This is a genomic window from Rahnella sp. BIGb0603 (genome assembly GCF_024808755.1).
Lineage (GTDB): Bacteria > Pseudomonadota > Gammaproteobacteria > Enterobacterales > Enterobacteriaceae > Rahnella > Rahnella contaminans.
The window spans coordinates 155,006-168,918 of record NZ_JANUEX010000007.1 but is presented as its reverse complement, the minus strand read 5'-3'; the positions used below and the strand labels follow the sequence as shown (position 1 = coordinate 168,918).

Below are 13,913 nucleotides of genomic sequence, written 5' to 3'. Positions count from 1 at the left end.
TTAACCTCGGGTATGCAAACGCATTTCGCGCTCGGGTTCAGTCAGGGAAGCCAGGAATGCATCACGCTCAAAGACGCGAGTCATATAACCTTTCAGCTCTTTAGAACCGGCACCTGACAGCTCGATGCCCAGTTCTGGCAAACGCCACAGCAGCGGAGCCAGGTAGCAATCGACCAGGCTGAACTCTTCGCTTTTGAAGTAAGGCATGTAGGAGAAGATTGGCGCAATCGCCAGCAACTCTTCGCGAAGTTGTTTACGCGCAGCATCCGCTTCGGTCGCAGAACCTTGCTCGATTTGACGCATCAGAGAATACCAGTCGTTTTCGATACGGTGCATCATCAGACGGCTCTCGCCACGGGCAACCGGATAAACCGGCATCAGTGGTGGATGCGGGAAACGCTCATCAAGATATTCCATGATGATGCGGGATTCGAACAGCGTCAGCTCACGATCGACCAGCGTTGGCACGGTGCGATAAGGGTTGAGGTCAATAAGATCCTGCGGCAGGTGATCCATCTCAACCTGCTCGATCTCGACACTGACACCTTTTTCCGCCAGTACGATACGTACTTGATGGCTAAAAATGTCGGTCGGGCCGGAAAACAGCGTCATTACCGAACGTTTGTTGGCAGCGACAGCCATGAAAACCTCCAAGTTTATCTAGAATATTACAGCGAGTTATCGCCAGCCTGCAGTTTTTGTCCCGTAGTTTCATAGACAACCATTGGCAAGGCGAACCCAGCCAGGAAGCGCGGCAACGTCAACTGCTCGGCGAACAGGCACAAAAGTGTGTGATAGTTTACCAGATTTTACGCACGCTGTGGGGGACGCTGAGACGATTTCATGGTGAATTGTGTGTCAGGAGATCTTTTCTTCCGAAAAATCGGAATAGTGGGCATAAAAAAACCCGGTGAAACACCGGGTTTTTGACGCTGATTTTCGTGCCGAAGCACTGAGCTGCATAAGCAGCAGAAAATTAACGTTTGGAGAACTGAGGACGACGACGTGCTTTACGCAGACCGACTTTCTTACGTTCAACCTGACGAGCATCGCGAGTTACGAAGCCTGCTTTACGCAGTTCGCCACGCAGATTTTCGTCATATTCCATCAGTGCACGGGTGATACCGTGACGGATAGCACCAGCTTGACCGGAGATACCACCACCTTTAACGGTGATGTACAGGTCGAATTTCTCAACCATGTCGACCAGTTCCAGTGGTTGACGAACTACCATGCGGGCAGTTTCACGACCAAAGTACTGTTCCAGGCTACGCTGGTTAATTACGATGTTACCACTACCCGGTTTGATGAAAACACGAGCGGCGGAGCTTTTGCGGCGACCAGTGCCGTAGTATTGATTTTCAGCCATTGCCTATAATCCCGAATTAAATGTCAAGAACTTGCGGTTGTTGCGCCGCATGAGTGTGCTCGTTACCCGCGTAAACTTTCATTTTACGGTACATTGCACGACCCAACGGGCCCTTTGGCAACATGCCTTTAACCGCGAGCTCGATCACGCGTTCAGGACGGCGAGCGATCATCTCTTCAAAGGTCGCTTGCTTGATACCACCGATGTGGCCGGTGTGATGGTAATAAATCTTGTCGTTACGCTTGTTGCCGGTTACAGCAACTTTTTCTGCGTTCAGAACGATGATGTAATCACCAGTATCAACGTGCGGAGTGTATTCCGCTTTATGTTTGCCACGCAGACGGCGGGCCAGTTCAGTGGCCAGGCGACCTAAGGTCTTGCCGGTAGCGTCAACTACGAACCAGTCACGTTGTACGGTTTCCGGTTTAGCTGTAAAAGTTTTCATTAAAAGCTTACCCAATTAAAGTTACACGTTGGCGAACACCCGAACGCTTACTTGTTTATAAAATAAGTATTTGAGGTTCACACGACCATCGTCCAGCAAACCTACCCCTTCGAATAGCCAATGCTGGCACTTATAAAGTTTCGGGAAAAAAACTTTGTAGTAACGTGGGGTCGCAAGATTATAGAGAAGTCCTCTGCAAAGATCGAACCCTTTTTCGACAAAAAGAAAGATTTCCCTCACGTCGCCCGGAGGGTTCACTTTGCATAACCGGCAGACGCTTTTATATCACAAATCGGGCAAATAATAACCAATCCATAATCAGGGCAGATGCGGACGTTTGAGATATTCCTCGCTTTGCATCTCCTGAAGGCGTGACAAACAGCGCTGGTATTCAAACTTCAGCCGTTCGCCCTGATAAATCTCAAACATCGGCACCGCCGCTGAAATCACCAGTTTCACATGACGTTCATAGAACTCATCAACCAGCGCCAGAAAACGCCGCGCCGCATTCTCGCTGTCAGCAGCCATCACCGGAACGTTATGCAGCAATACGCTGTGATAGATTTTCGACAGCGCAATATAGTCAAGCTGGCTGCGCGCCTCTTCACACAAGGTATGAAATTCTACCGCCAAAACGCCGTCTACCGCCGCGAGCGCCTGCAACGGCCGGTGATTCACTTCCAGCATGACCGGTTCAGCACCAGAATCTCCGTTGTGGTTGCCGGTCAGTTTCCCCAGCATGCTTTGCATCGCCACCGTCGCTTCCGGGCCCGCCGGAGACAGCCACAAATTCGCCTGCGTTAATGTGCGTAGACGATAATCAATGCCAGCATCCACATTCAGCACGTCACAGTATTCTTTAATCAGATCGATGGCGGGCAGGAAACGCGCGCGCTGCAACCCGTTTCGGTACAGCTGATCAGGCGGAATGTTAGACGTCGCAATCAGCGTGATACCGCGTGCAAATAAGGCCTGCAACAGCGTCGCCAGCAGCATCGCGTCGGTAATATCCGAGACAAAAAACTCATCGAAACACAGGACATCAGTTTCGGCTTTGAATTTATCCGCGATCACTTCCAGCGGATCTTCCTGCCCCTGAAGCTGCGTCAGTTCTTCATGCACACGCAGCATAAAGCGGTGGAAGTGCAGGCGCAGTTTGCGTTCGCCGGGCAGACTGTGGAAAAACAAATCCATCAGCCAGGTTTTACCGCGCCCGACACCGCCCCACATATAAAGGCCCTGAACCGGGCGTTGGGCTGTTTTTACCGGCGCTTTGCCGAACAAACGCCCCAGCAAGCCACCGCGTGCTGCCGTAGCAGGCGCCGACGCTGGCAGAGCGGAAAGCGCCTGATAAATAACATCCAGCTGCGCTACGGCCTGCTTCTGAACGGCATCCGGCTGGAACTCACCGGCATCAACTGCACTCTGATAAAGGGTAAGGGGTGATTTGGGTTGCATCGTAGTTAACGTCCCTGAGAAAAAAAATTTACGTTTTTCACGTTGTTTAGCTGCTTTTTTGCCGTGGGTTCGCCGCATTTCCCTGCTGTCTGTGTATGAAAAAAACGACAGGTGGCAGTGATTTTCCCGGCAGGATTCCACTCTGACAAGGTTAACGGTTATAGTGGAGCTATTGCATGACGAATTCGTGTGACAATTACGTTAAAACCATTGTCAAAAAAAGTTAAGTCATAAAAGTTACGTGAAAAAGCCCTGCGGGACAACGAAGTCAAAATAGGAGTCATTATGACCTGGGAGTATGCACTCATTGGATTAGTGGTCGGTATCGCGATTGGTGCGGTGGCGATGCGCTTTGGTAATCGTAAATTACGTGATCAACAAGTCATGAAAAACGAGCTGGAGAAAAGCAAGGCAGAACTCGATGAGTATCGTCAGGAACTGGTGGGCCACTTTGCCCGCAGCGCCGAGTTGCTTGATAACATGGCGACTGATTACCGTCAGCTTTATCAGCATATGGCAAAAAGTTCTAACAACCTTCTGCCGGATATGCCTGAGCAGGATAATCCGTTCAACTACCGTCTGACAGGGTCTGAAGCCGATAACGATCAGGTTCCGGTTCAGATGCCACGCGATTATTCTGACGGCGCATCAGGTCTGCTGCGCGGCGAGCGTCCGGTTCGTAAATAACAGACGTCATTAACCGGTGCGATCCACGGCACCGGTGCTTATAACGGCGCATGTTTCATGCATGTGCCGTTCTTCTGACCTGATCCTTCCCGTGCTGTGAATCACTGTTTTATTGTTCCTAACTGACGTCCATTACAGAAAGCGAGAGAGTTATCGTGATGAAGAAAAAGTCATTTTTGCTCAGTGTGTTAGCTGTTAGCCTTGGATTAACTTTCGCTTCTGCGCCTATGGCGAGTGCTGCTTTACCTACGGAAGTTCAGGGACAGCCCCTGCCCAGCCTGGCTCCGGTGCTTGAAAAAGTGCTGCCCGCTGTGGTTGGCGTTCAGGTTTCCGGCACGCAGCCGCCGAGTGCGGACGTTCCTCCGGAATATAAATTCTTCTTCGGTCAGCAAGATCCTGAGCCGAATACCGGGCCGCAGCCTTTCGAAGGGCTGGGTTCTGGCGTCATTATTGATGCGGCAAAAGGCTACGTGCTTACCAACAACCATGTGGTGAATAACGCCGATAAAATCAGCGTTCAGCTTAACGACGGTCGCGAATACAAAGCCAAACTTATCGGCAAAGACGATCAGTCGGATATTGCCGTGATCCAGCTGATTGATGCCAAAAATCTGACCCAAATTACGATGGCCGATTCCGATAACCTTCGCGTCGGCGATTTTGCGATTGCCGTGGGTAACCCGTTTGGCCTCGGCCAGACCGTCACATCCGGCATTGTTTCGGCGCTGGGTCGCAGCGGCCTGAATCTTGAAGGGCTGGAAAACTTTATCCAGACAGATGCTTCGATTAACCGCGGTAACTCCGGCGGCGCATTGCTTGACCTGAAAGGTGAACTGATTGGTATTAACACCGCCATTATTTCCTCGCAGGGCGGCAGCGTCGGCATCGGTTTTGCCATTCCGGTTAACATGGCCAAAAATCTCAGTCATCAGTTGATCGAATTCGGCGAAGTGAAGCGCGGTCTGCTGGGGATTCGTGGCAGCGAAATGACACCAGAACTGGCTCAGGCATTTAAGCTGGACAGCCAGCGCGGGGCTTTCGTCAACGAAGTTCTGCCTGATTCGGCTGCGGCGAAAGCGGGCATTAAATCCGGTGACGTTCTGGTGACGCTGCAAGGCAAAACCCTGAGCAGTTTCGCTGAATTGCGGGCGAAAGTCGGGACCGCGGGGCCAGGCGTCACTATGCAAATCGGTTTATTGCGCGACGGCAAACCAATGACCGTCAGCGTCACGCTGGATAAAAGCCCGGCGGTGGAAGTCAGCATTGAGAAACTCAATCCGGCACTTCAGGGCGTCACGTTGAGTGACCCGGCCGATAAGAACACCAAAGGCGTTCATGTCGATGACGTGAAAAAAGGCACGCCAGCGGATCAGATCGGCCTTGAGAAAGACGATGTCATTATCGGCGTAAACCGTGAGCCTCTCGAGAATCTGGCGGCATTCCGCAAAATCCTCGAAAGCAAACCCGACCTGATCGCGCTGAGTATTTTGCGTAAAGGTCAAAATATCTATTTATTCATGCCGTAATGCGTTGAAAATCGGATGCAGATGCTGCTGCGTCCGATTAACTCATGCTATCCTTCAGTCACTTTTCCTCTCGCACCCCATATATCCATGTTTGTTAAGCTATTGAGATCTGCTGTTATCGGCCTGATTGTCGCTGGCATTTTGCTGGCGGCGGTTCCTATGTTGCGTAAAAACATCTCAGAACCGATATTTAACCGTAATTTCAATCAGGACAGCGAACAGCCTGTCAGCTTTAACGGCGGTGTCCGTCATGCAGCGCCTGCGGTTGTGAATGTTTATAACCGTAATATGGGCAACAGTTCGCAAAACGAGCTGGCGATCCGCACGCTGGGTTCCGGCGTGATCATGAATGACAACGGTTATATCCTCACCAACAAACATGTGGTGAATAATGCCGACCAGATTATAGTTGCTCTGCAGGATGGCCGCGTTTTTGAAGCCCTGCTGGTGGGTTCAGACAGCCTGACCGATCTGGCCGTTCTCAAAATCAACGCCGGCAACTTGCCGGTAATTCCGATTAACCCGCGCAGAACGCCGCACGTTGGCGATGTGGTCATGGCAATCGGGAACCCTTACAACCTCGGCCAGACCGTGACGCAGGGCATTATCAGTGCCACCGGCCGTATTGGCCTCAGCCCTTCCGGCCGTCAGAATTTCCTGCAAACCGATGCTTCGATCAACCAGGGCAACTCCGGCGGTGCGCTGGTCAACTCACTGGGCGAGCTGATGGGGATCAATACCCTGTCCTTTGACCAGAGCAACGATGGCGCGACCCCGGAAGGCATTGGCTTTGCCATCCCGACTGCACTGGCGACCAAGGTGATGGGCAAACTCATCCGCGATGGTCGCGTCATTCGCGGGTATATTGGCATCAGCGGGCGTGAAGTTTCGCCACTGCACGGGCCGAACAACGGGCTGGATCATATTCAGGGAATTGTGGTTAACGAAGTAACCGCTAACGGCCCGGCGGCGAATGCGGGAATGCAGGTCAGCGATGTAATTGTTAACGTGAATAATAAGCCTGCGATTTCCGCCATCGAAACCATGGACCAGGTAGCCGAAGTCCGCCCTGGTACGGTGATTCCGGTTGAGATTATGCGTAACGGGCAGAAGCTTACGTTGCAGGTTACCGTGCAGGAATATCCTGAACACTGATTGCCGTAACTTCTGAACAAATAAAGAAAAAGCCGGAAAGGTTTCCCCTTCCGGCTTTTTTAATGCGCGCGGCGTAAAGTTTACTCGCCTTTGAAACGCTCAATTTTAGCGCCGAGTTGACGCAGTTTATCTTCGATGCGCTCGTAGCCACGATCGATGTGATAAATACGGTCAACGACAGTCACGCCTTCTGCGATGCAACCGGCCAGAACCAGGCTGGCAGACGCGCGTAAATCCGTCGCCATTACCTGCGCGCCAGACAGTTTCTCAACGCCGTGGCAAATCAGGGTGCTGCCTTCGATTTCAGCATGAGCGCCCATACGGATAAGCTCAGGGATGTGCATGAAGCGGTTTTCGAAGATAGTTTCTGTAATCACACCGGTACCTTCCGCCACCAGATTCAGCAGGCTGAATTGTGCCTGCATATCAGTCGGGAAGCCCGGATGCGGCGCAGTGCGGAAGTTGACTGCTTTAGCGCGTTTGCCATGCATGTCGAGACTGATCCAGTCTTCGCCCACTTCGATATCGGCACCGGCTTCACGCAATTTTGCGAGTACAGCATCCAGCGTGTCAGGACGGGCTTCACGGCAGGTAATTTTGCCACCGGAAATAGCCGCTGCAACCAGGAAAGTCCCGGTTTCGATACGGTCAGGAACAACACGGTAAACACCGCCACCCAGACGTGCGACGCCTTCGATGGTGATCTTATCGGTACCCGCACCGGTGATTTTTGCACCCAGCGTGTTAAGGAAATTAGCGGTATCGACAATTTCCGGCTCACGCGCGGCGTTTTCGATAATGGTCGTGCCTTCCGCCAAGGTCGCTGCGCTCATGATGGTCACGGTGGCGCCCACGCTGACTTTGTCCATCACGATATGCGCGCCTTTCAGACGGCCATCAACGGATGCTTTTACATAACCTTCTTCCAGCACAATAGTCGCACCGAGCTGTTCCAGGCCGGTAATGTGCAGGTCAACAGGACGCGCGCCGATCGCACAGCCGCCCGGCAGGGAAACTTCACCACGACCAAAACGCGCCACCAAAGGACCGAGAGCCCAGATGGAGGCACGCATGGTTTTCACCAGATCATACGGCGCACAAAACTCATTGACCGCGCTGGCATCCACGAACACAGAACCGTTGCGTTCGATTTTGGTGCCTAACTGGTTCAGTAATTTGATAGTGGTATCGATGTCTTTCAGGTGAGGAACGTTCTGGAGTTCAACAGGTTCCTCAGCAAGCAGTGCGGCAAACAAAATAGGAAGTGCGGCATTTTTTGCACCAGAGATAGTAACTTCGCCACTCAGACGAGTCCCACCCTGTACACGAAATTTATCCATTATGACTGCTCTCTTAAATTTCAACTCTGATTAAATACGAGGAAGCTGCCGGCGCTCCGGCAGTCTTATAAACCGCTCAGTTTACGGTCACGCGCCCATTCTTCCGGGGTATAAGCCTTAATAGACAACGCATGAATTCGATTGTCGGCGATGTATTCCATCAGCGGGGCGTAAACGGTCTGCTGTTTTTTCACGCGGCTCATGCCATCAAACATCGCACCAACGACAATGGCCTGAAAATGACTGCCATCGCCAGTAATGTGGGCTTCATCCAGTGCCAACGCGTTCATCAGCACTTCTTTAATTTCACTCGTTTCCATAGGGATCTATTCTTCTGAAGAATCATAACAGCCCGATATCTTATAGGGATCGGACCAAATCTTAAACCACGAAAAAGCCCCTGAGGAAGAGTTTCGCACAGGGGCTTTGTGGACATTAAGGCAACGATTTACATCACGCCGCCTAACCTCCCGTAACTGTTCACTTATTTGCCAGTGAGTCAGTCGGGATAATGTCCTGAAGATTATATAACGCAATCAGTGTATGCAGCCGGTCGGTAATGCCTGCGATGGTCAGCGCACTCCCCTGCTGGCTGGCTTCTTCGCGCAGATGCACTAACAGCGCCAGGCCCGAAGAATCCACGCGTTCAAGCCCGGACACGTCCAGAGTGGTCACGCCGGACATCAGTTTTTTACGCGCATCCCAAAAAGCCACCAGCGTTTCGCGATCCAACTCACCCTGCAAGGTCAGTCGCGGCGGCTGCGATTCCCAGCGCAGAGCTTCACTCATTATTGCTTATCCAGTGTGATCGGCTGAGCAGCGGCTTGTTTCAGACGGGCAGTCAGGCCATCGATGCCTTTCTGACGCAGGATGTCCGCCCACTCGTTCTGCTTGGTCGAAATCATGCTCACGCCTTCTGCAATCATGTCATATGCCTGCCATTCGCCGGTGCGGCTGTTTTTACGCCACTGGAAATCCAGACGTACTGGCGGACGGCCATTAGGATCGGTGATGGTGACGCGGATAGCGATGATATCTTTGTCCGCATAAGACTGTTCAGGCTGCACGGTGTAGCTCTGGCCGTTGTACATCGCCAGTGCCTGACCATAGGCCTGCTGCAAATATTCAGAGAACGCCGCAAAGTATGCGTCACGTTGTGCAGGCGTTGCCTGTTGGTAATAGCGGCCTAATACCAGCGCACCGGCATATTTAATCTGCACGTACGGCAGCAGTTCATCACGAACGATCTGGCGCAGGTAGTTAGGATCCTGCTTGATTTTAGGCTGTTCGGTTTTCAGGCGGGTGAAGGTTTTATTCGCCGCTTCATTCATCACGCTGTAAGGATTGGTTTTATCCACAGCGGCATTGGCCAGCGGAGCCATAACCACCAGCAGTGCAGCGATCACTAAACGTTTAAACATACTTATTTTCCTCTTTTATGGAGAATCCGTGATAGCAATTCTTAATGGGCAGCCGGCTGTGGCGCCGTATTAGCGTCAGGTGCAGGTGCGGCATTCCCTTCAGTTGCTGCCGGAGCAGCCGCTGCATCAGGGTCAGCCTTGCCGTCGCCGCTTTTATAAAGGAACTGGCCAATCAGGTCTTCGAGAACCAGTGCGGATTTCGTGTCCTGAATGACGCCACCGTTTTTAAGGATAGTCGTTCCCATCTCCGGGTCTTCAAATCCAATGTTCAGCGCCAGGAATTGTTCACCCAGTAAACCCGAGGTACGGATAGCCAGCGTACTGGTGCTTGGGATCTGGTTGTATTTCTGGTCGATATCCATTTCCACTCGCGGAGAATAATTTTTATCCAGCGTAATGCTGCTGACGCGACCGATCACCACACCGCCAACTTTCACCGGCGAGCCGCTTTTCAGGCCACCGATATTGTCGAAGTCCGCAGAAATACGGTAAGTCGGATCCGAACCGATAGAACGGATGTCAGCCACTTTCAGGCACAAAAAGACCACCGCAATCAACGCGATGATTAAAAATGCGCCAACCCAAATCTCACTCTTTTTCGTTTGCATGGTTTAATTTCCAAACATCAGTGCTGTCAGCACAAAATCCAATCCCAGCACCGCCAGTGACGAATGCACCACAGTACGTGTCGTTGCCCGGCTGATCCCTTCGGATGTCGGGATCGCATCATAGCCATTGAACAACGCAATCCAGGTCACGGTGATAGCGAAAACAAGGCTTTTAATCAGGCAGTTAAGCAAATCTGTCCGCCAGTCTACGGCAGTTTGCATCGCAGACCAGAAGAAACCGCTGTCGATCCCCTTCCAGTCCACGCCAACCAGTGAACCGCCCCAAATCCCGACGGCAACGAAAATCGCCGTCAGCAGGGGCATGGAAATCAGACCGGCCCAGAAGCGCGGTGCCACAACGCGGCGCAGCGGATCAATCGCCATCATTTCCAGACTGGAGATTTGCTCAGTGGCTTTCATCAGACCCAGTTCAGCGGTTAACGCAGAACCCGCACGCCCGGCAAACAGCAGCGCGGTCACGACCGGACCAAGCTCACGCAATAACGACAACGCCACCATCATGCCCAGACTGGCTTCGGCGCTGTACGTGGTCAAAATAAGATATCCCTGCAACCCCAGAACCATGCCGATGAACAACCCGGAAACCAGAATGATTAACAGAGAAAGCACGCCAACGCTGTAGAGTTGCTTTATCAGCAGCGGCCATTGCTTGGCAAATTGCGGCTTACCGACTAATGCCCGGAAGAGCATTAAACCGGCACGGCCAAAGGACGCACAGGTGTTTATCCCGCTGCGCCCGACTGAGGCTAATGCCTTAATTAACATGGGTACTCCATCATCCGAGCAGCTCGGTTTTGTAATCACCGGCAGGGAAACGGAAAGGCACCGGTCCGTCGGCAATACCATCAAGGAACTGACGAACCCGCGGATCAGGATTATTTTGCAGCTCCTCGGGCGTTCCTTCAGCAATAACATGTTGTGCTGCAACAATATACGCGTAATCCGCAATGCTCAGCACTTCAGGTACGTCATGGGAAACCACAATACAGGTCACGCCCAGCGCATGGTTCAGCTCGTCGATCAGTTTGACCAGCACGCCCATCGTGATCGGATCCTGCCCCACGAAAGGCTCATCAAACATGATGAGTTCAGGGTCAAGCGCAATGGCACGCGCCAGCGCGACACGACGCGCCATGCCGCCGGATAATTCCGCAGGCATCAGTTCACCGGCACCGCGCAGCCCGACGGCTTCGAGCTTCATGGTCACGGTACTGCGCAGCAGTTCTTCCGGTAATTTACTGTGCTCACGTAACGGGAACGCGACATTTTCGAACACATTGAGGTCGGTAAACAATGCACCGGACTGAAACAGCATGCTCATTTTTTTGCGTGATTCGTAAAGCTTTCGGCGTGACAGCGCAGGAATGTTGTCTCCGTCAAACCAGATTTCACCTTTATCCGGCGTAAGCTGGCCGCCGATAAGACGCAGGAGCGTCGTTTTACCGATCCCCGAAGGCCCCATAATGGCGGTGACTTTGCCTTTCGGCACGGTCATGTTTATCTCTTCGAAAATGGGACGATCGCCGCGCACGAAACTCATGCCTTTGATCTCAACCAGATTCGATTCGCTTTGACTCATTCAGTTTATCCCTTCGGAATGCTTTCGCTAAGAATACGTCTGACCCTCACGGGGTGTCGTATAACTTTGGTATTTTTACAAAAACTTACCCCGCTTTCGTTACCAAAGTTGCCATCGATTTACTTTTCCGTCACAGACGGTCAAAATCAACGAATTACCATTTTAAATTAAAAGCCTTCATCGTCTAACATACAGGAACCTGCTGGCCGCGTTTTCAGACAAAATGTCGCCTTAGCTCATGTTGACGAAGGAATCGCCTGCCTTTCAAGGCGACGAACCTCGCATTATACCCAATAAAGGATGTTTCATGCTTCTCGCTATCGTACTGATGATTGTCGGCCTGTTACTGCTTGTTTACGCCGCCGATCGTCTGGTGTACGGAGCCGCTGTGCTGGCACGCTCGCTTGGCATGCCGCCACTGGTGATTGGCATGACCGTCGTCGGCGTGGGCATATCACTGCCTGAGCTCGTGGTTTCCACCACCGCCGCCATCAACGATCAAATGGATTTGGCCGTTGGAAACGCAATTGGTTCGAATATCATTAATATTCTTCTGATTTTGGGCGGTGCCGCCCTGATTCATCCACTTTCCGTTCGTTCTGATATATTACGCCGCGAACTCCCTCTATTGTTACTGGTCACAGCGCTGTGCGGTTTTCTGCTCAGTGACGGCGAACTCAGCCGGCTCGATGGCGTTTTACTGCTGGCCAGTGCCGCCGCGTTTATGATGCTGGTGATTAAAATCGCCCGGGCGGCTGAAAAAGAAGGGCTAGACACGCTGACGTACGAGCAAATGTCTGAACTTCCGCAAGACAGCAGCAACACTGTGGCATTTCTGTGGCTGGCATTGGGCTTTATTATCATGCCACTGGCGTCAGGCATGATTGTCGACAACAGTACAGTGATTGCACGATATTTAGGCGTGAGCGAACTGGTGATTGGTCTGACGGTCATCGCTATCGGCACCAGCCTGCCGGAACTGGCAACGTTTATCGCCGGTGCGATTAAAGGTGAAGATGATATCGCGCTGGGCAATATCATCGGCGCCAATATTTTTAACACCTGCCTGGTGCTGGGATTACCCGCACTGGTGGCACCGGGTTCGTTCAACCCGGATGCGTTTCACCGCGACTACTGGGTGATGCTGGCGGTCAGCGTGGTGCTTTCCGGTTTGTGCCTGATGCGCAAACACCGGATCGGGCATCTGGCCGGAGCATTATTGCTGTGCGGATTTATCGCCTATATGGCGGTGCTGTTCCTGTTACCGGACAGCATCGCCTTCTGAACTCTGTCAGGAATTGACTATGGCTAACTTTACCTTCGCCTCCGACTTTGATTTCCAGGCCGTCGGGCGTGATGTGCTGAAAACAGAACGTGAAGGACTTGAGCAGTTAGATCAATACATTAACGGTGATTTTACCCGTGCGTGCGAAAAAATCTTCGGTTGCACCGGAAAAGTCGTCGTGATGGGTATGGGCAAATCGGGTCATATTGGCCGCAAGATGGCCGCCACATTTGCCAGTACCGGGACTCCGGCATTTTTTGTCCACCCGGGTGAAGCCAGTCACGGCGATCTGGGCATGGTATCAAAGCAGGACATCGTTATCCTGATTTCCAACTCCGGCGAAGCGCATGAAATTCTGGGGCTGATCCCGGTGCTGAAACGGCTGAGCATTACGCTTATCTGCATGACGTCCAATCCGGAAAGCACGATGGGCAAAGCCGCCGATGTGCATCTTTGCGTCCGTGTGCCGAAAGAAGCGTGCCCGCTGGGTCTGGCACCGACCAGCAGCACCACGGCGGTATTGGTTATGGGCGATGCGCTGGCAGTGGCCCTGCTTGAAGCCCGCGGATTCACCCCTGAAGATTTCGCCCTGTCTCACCCCGGCGGAGCACTGGGTCGCAAGCTCTTGTTGCGCGTCAGCGATATCATGCACACCGGCGATGAAATCCCGCACGTCAGCCGTGATGCGTCTTTGCGCGATGCCCTTCTGGAAATCACTCGCAAAAATCTGGGCATGACGGTCATCTGCAACGATTTGATGAAAATCGAAGGGATCTTTACCGATGGTGATTTACGCCGCATCTTTGATATGGGCGTGAACATTAATAATGCGGCGATTGCCGAGGTGATGACGACCGGCGGGATCCGTGTTCGCCCTTCGCTTCTGGCAGTTGACGCACTGAATCTGATGCAGGAAAAACACATTACCTGCGTAATGGTTGCTGATGGTGACCAGTTGTTAGGTGTGTTACATATGCACGATATGCTGCGCGCTGGCGTAGTTTAATTGAGGAATAGCC

General features: G+C 52.3%; 16 protein-coding genes. 5 read left to right on the top strand and 11 right to left on the bottom strand.

The annotated features are described in order from the left end of the window. From sspA to zapE, 4 genes are all read right to left on the bottom strand, one after another. Positions 1–642, bottom strand: a complete 642-nt coding sequence (gene sspA, locus M2403_RS18915; RefSeq protein WP_104924272.1) for a stringent starvation protein SspA — start codon at positions 640–642, stop codon at positions 1–3. A 334-nt stretch (positions 643–976) separates the two neighbouring features. Next, entirely contained in the window at positions 977–1,369 is a 393-nt protein-coding gene (rpsI, locus tag M2403_RS18910) for a 30S ribosomal protein S9 (protein WP_013577238.1), read from the bottom strand. A gap of 16 nt (positions 1,370–1,385) precedes the next feature. Then, positions 1,386–1,814 carry a 50S ribosomal protein L13 gene (gene rplM, locus M2403_RS18905; protein ID WP_013577239.1) on the bottom strand — a complete coding sequence of 143 codons (429 nt, stop codon included), beginning with the start codon at positions 1,812–1,814 and terminating at the stop codon, positions 1,386–1,388. 318 nt (positions 1,815–2,132) lie between these two features. Continuing rightward, a complete protein-coding gene (gene zapE, locus M2403_RS18900; protein ID WP_165061357.1) occupies positions 2,133–3,272 on the bottom strand; it encodes a cell division protein ZapE in 1,140 nt (379 codons plus the stop codon). 285 nt (positions 3,273–3,557) lie between these two features. Here zapE and zapG point away from each other — a divergent pair, with 285 nt between their 5' ends. The 3 genes from zapG (at position 3,558) to degS (ending at position 6,640) form a co-directional block, all read left to right on the top strand. Beyond that, positions 3,558–3,959, top strand: a complete 402-nt coding sequence (gene zapG / locus M2403_RS18895; RefSeq protein ID WP_013577242.1) for a Z-ring associated protein ZapG — start codon at positions 3,558–3,560, stop codon at positions 3,957–3,959. A gap of 158 nt (positions 3,960–4,117) precedes the next feature. Next, positions 4,118–5,485, top strand: a complete 1,368-nt coding sequence (gene degQ, locus M2403_RS18890) for a serine endoprotease DegQ (protein WP_165061351.1) — start codon at positions 4,118–4,120, stop codon at positions 5,483–5,485. Between the two features lie 87 nt (positions 5,486–5,572). Continuing rightward, on the top strand, positions 5,573–6,640 hold the full coding sequence (gene degS, locus M2403_RS18885; RefSeq protein WP_152327326.1) for an outer membrane-stress sensor serine endopeptidase DegS: 1,068 nt from the start codon (positions 5,573–5,575) through the stop codon (positions 6,638–6,640). 80 nt (positions 6,641–6,720) lie between these two features. On the opposite strand, the gene murA is transcribed toward degS, so the two are convergent. The 7 genes from murA to mlaF all read right to left on the bottom strand — a co-directional run bounded on the left by murA (position 6,721) and on the right by mlaF (position 11,609). Then, positions 6,721–7,980: a UDP-N-acetylglucosamine 1-carboxyvinyltransferase gene (murA, locus tag M2403_RS18880; protein ID WP_152327327.1), complete on the bottom strand. Its 1,260-nt coding sequence runs from the start codon at positions 7,978–7,980 to the stop codon at positions 6,721–6,723. Positions 7,981–8,045: 65 nt separating this feature from the next. After that, positions 8,046–8,300, bottom strand: a complete 255-nt coding sequence (gene ibaG, locus M2403_RS18875; protein ID WP_152327328.1) for a BolA family iron metabolism protein IbaG — start codon at positions 8,298–8,300, stop codon at positions 8,046–8,048. A gap of 160 nt (positions 8,301–8,460) precedes the next feature. Beyond that, positions 8,461–8,769 (bottom strand): lipid asymmetry maintenance protein MlaB, encoded by a 309-nt coding sequence (mlaB, locus tag M2403_RS18870; RefSeq protein WP_165061348.1) that lies wholly within the window; start codon positions 8,767–8,769, stop codon positions 8,461–8,463. Beyond that, positions 8,769–9,401 carry a phospholipid-binding protein MlaC gene (gene mlaC, locus M2403_RS18865; RefSeq protein WP_152327330.1) on the bottom strand — a complete coding sequence of 211 codons (633 nt, stop codon included), beginning with the start codon at positions 9,399–9,401 and terminating at the stop codon, positions 8,769–8,771. The genes mlaB and mlaC overlap by 1 nt, the downstream gene beginning before the upstream one ends. Before the next feature lie 41 nt (positions 9,402–9,442). Next, a complete protein-coding gene (mlaD, locus tag M2403_RS18860) occupies positions 9,443–10,009 on the bottom strand; it encodes an outer membrane lipid asymmetry maintenance protein MlaD (protein ID WP_152327331.1) in 567 nt (188 codons plus the stop codon). Positions 10,010–10,012: 3 nt separating this feature from the next. Next, entirely contained in the window at positions 10,013–10,795 is a 783-nt protein-coding gene (gene mlaE / locus M2403_RS18855; protein WP_152327332.1) for a lipid asymmetry maintenance ABC transporter permease subunit MlaE, read from the bottom strand. 10 nt (positions 10,796–10,805) lie between these two features. Continuing rightward, entirely contained in the window at positions 10,806–11,609 is an 804-nt protein-coding gene (gene mlaF, locus M2403_RS18850; protein ID WP_152327333.1) for a phospholipid ABC transporter ATP-binding protein MlaF, read from the bottom strand. Between the two features lie 307 nt (positions 11,610–11,916). On the opposite strand from mlaF, the gene M2403_RS18845 reads away from it, so the two are divergent. Together M2403_RS18845 and kdsD are read left to right on the top strand one after the other, a co-directional pair. After that, positions 11,917–12,894: a calcium/sodium antiporter gene (locus M2403_RS18845; RefSeq protein ID WP_152327334.1), complete on the top strand. Its 978-nt coding sequence runs from the start codon at positions 11,917–11,919 to the stop codon at positions 12,892–12,894. A gap of 19 nt (positions 12,895–12,913) precedes the next feature. Continuing rightward, positions 12,914–13,900: an arabinose-5-phosphate isomerase KdsD gene (kdsD, locus tag M2403_RS18840; RefSeq protein WP_152327335.1), complete on the top strand. Its 987-nt coding sequence runs from the start codon at positions 12,914–12,916 to the stop codon at positions 13,898–13,900. Positions 13,901–13,913: the final 13 nt, after the last annotated feature.

Coding starts and splice junctions, on each gene's coding strand:
- sspA (WP_104924272.1), bottom strand. CDS start 642: ATGGCTGTCGCTGCCAACAAACGTTCGGTAATGACGCTGTTTTCCGGC.
- rpsI (WP_013577238.1), bottom strand. CDS start 1,369: ATGGCTGAAAATCAATACTACGGCACTGGTCGCCGCAAAAGCTCCGCC.
- rplM (WP_013577239.1), bottom strand. CDS start 1,814: ATGAAAACTTTTACAGCTAAACCGGAAACCGTACAACGTGACTGGTTC.
- zapE (WP_165061357.1), bottom strand. CDS start 3,272: ATGCAACCCAAATCACCCCTTACCCTTTATCAGAGTGCAGTTGATGCC.
- zapG (WP_013577242.1), top strand. CDS start 3,558: ATGACCTGGGAGTATGCACTCATTGGATTAGTGGTCGGTATCGCGATT.
- degQ (WP_165061351.1), top strand. CDS start 4,118: ATGAAGAAAAAGTCATTTTTGCTCAGTGTGTTAGCTGTTAGCCTTGGA.
- degS (WP_152327326.1), top strand. CDS start 5,573: ATGTTTGTTAAGCTATTGAGATCTGCTGTTATCGGCCTGATTGTCGCT.
- murA (WP_152327327.1), bottom strand. CDS start 7,980: ATGGATAAATTTCGTGTACAGGGTGGGACTCGTCTGAGTGGCGAAGTT.
- ibaG (WP_152327328.1), bottom strand. CDS start 8,300: ATGGAAACGAGTGAAATTAAAGAAGTGCTGATGAACGCGTTGGCACTG.
- mlaB (WP_165061348.1), bottom strand. CDS start 8,769: ATGAGTGAAGCTCTGCGCTGGGAATCGCAGCCGCCGCGACTGACCTTG.
- mlaC (WP_152327330.1), bottom strand. CDS start 9,401: ATGTTTAAACGTTTAGTGATCGCTGCACTGCTGGTGGTTATGGCTCCG.
- mlaD (WP_152327331.1), bottom strand. CDS start 10,009: ATGCAAACGAAAAAGAGTGAGATTTGGGTTGGCGCATTTTTAATCATC.
- mlaE (WP_152327332.1), bottom strand. CDS start 10,795: ATGTTAATTAAGGCATTAGCCTCAGTCGGGCGCAGCGGGATAAACACC.
- mlaF (WP_152327333.1), bottom strand. CDS start 11,609: ATGAGTCAAAGCGAATCGAATCTGGTTGAGATCAAAGGCATGAGTTTC.
- M2403_RS18845 (WP_152327334.1), top strand. CDS start 11,917: ATGCTTCTCGCTATCGTACTGATGATTGTCGGCCTGTTACTGCTTGTT.
- kdsD (WP_152327335.1), top strand. CDS start 12,914: ATGGCTAACTTTACCTTCGCCTCCGACTTTGATTTCCAGGCCGTCGGG.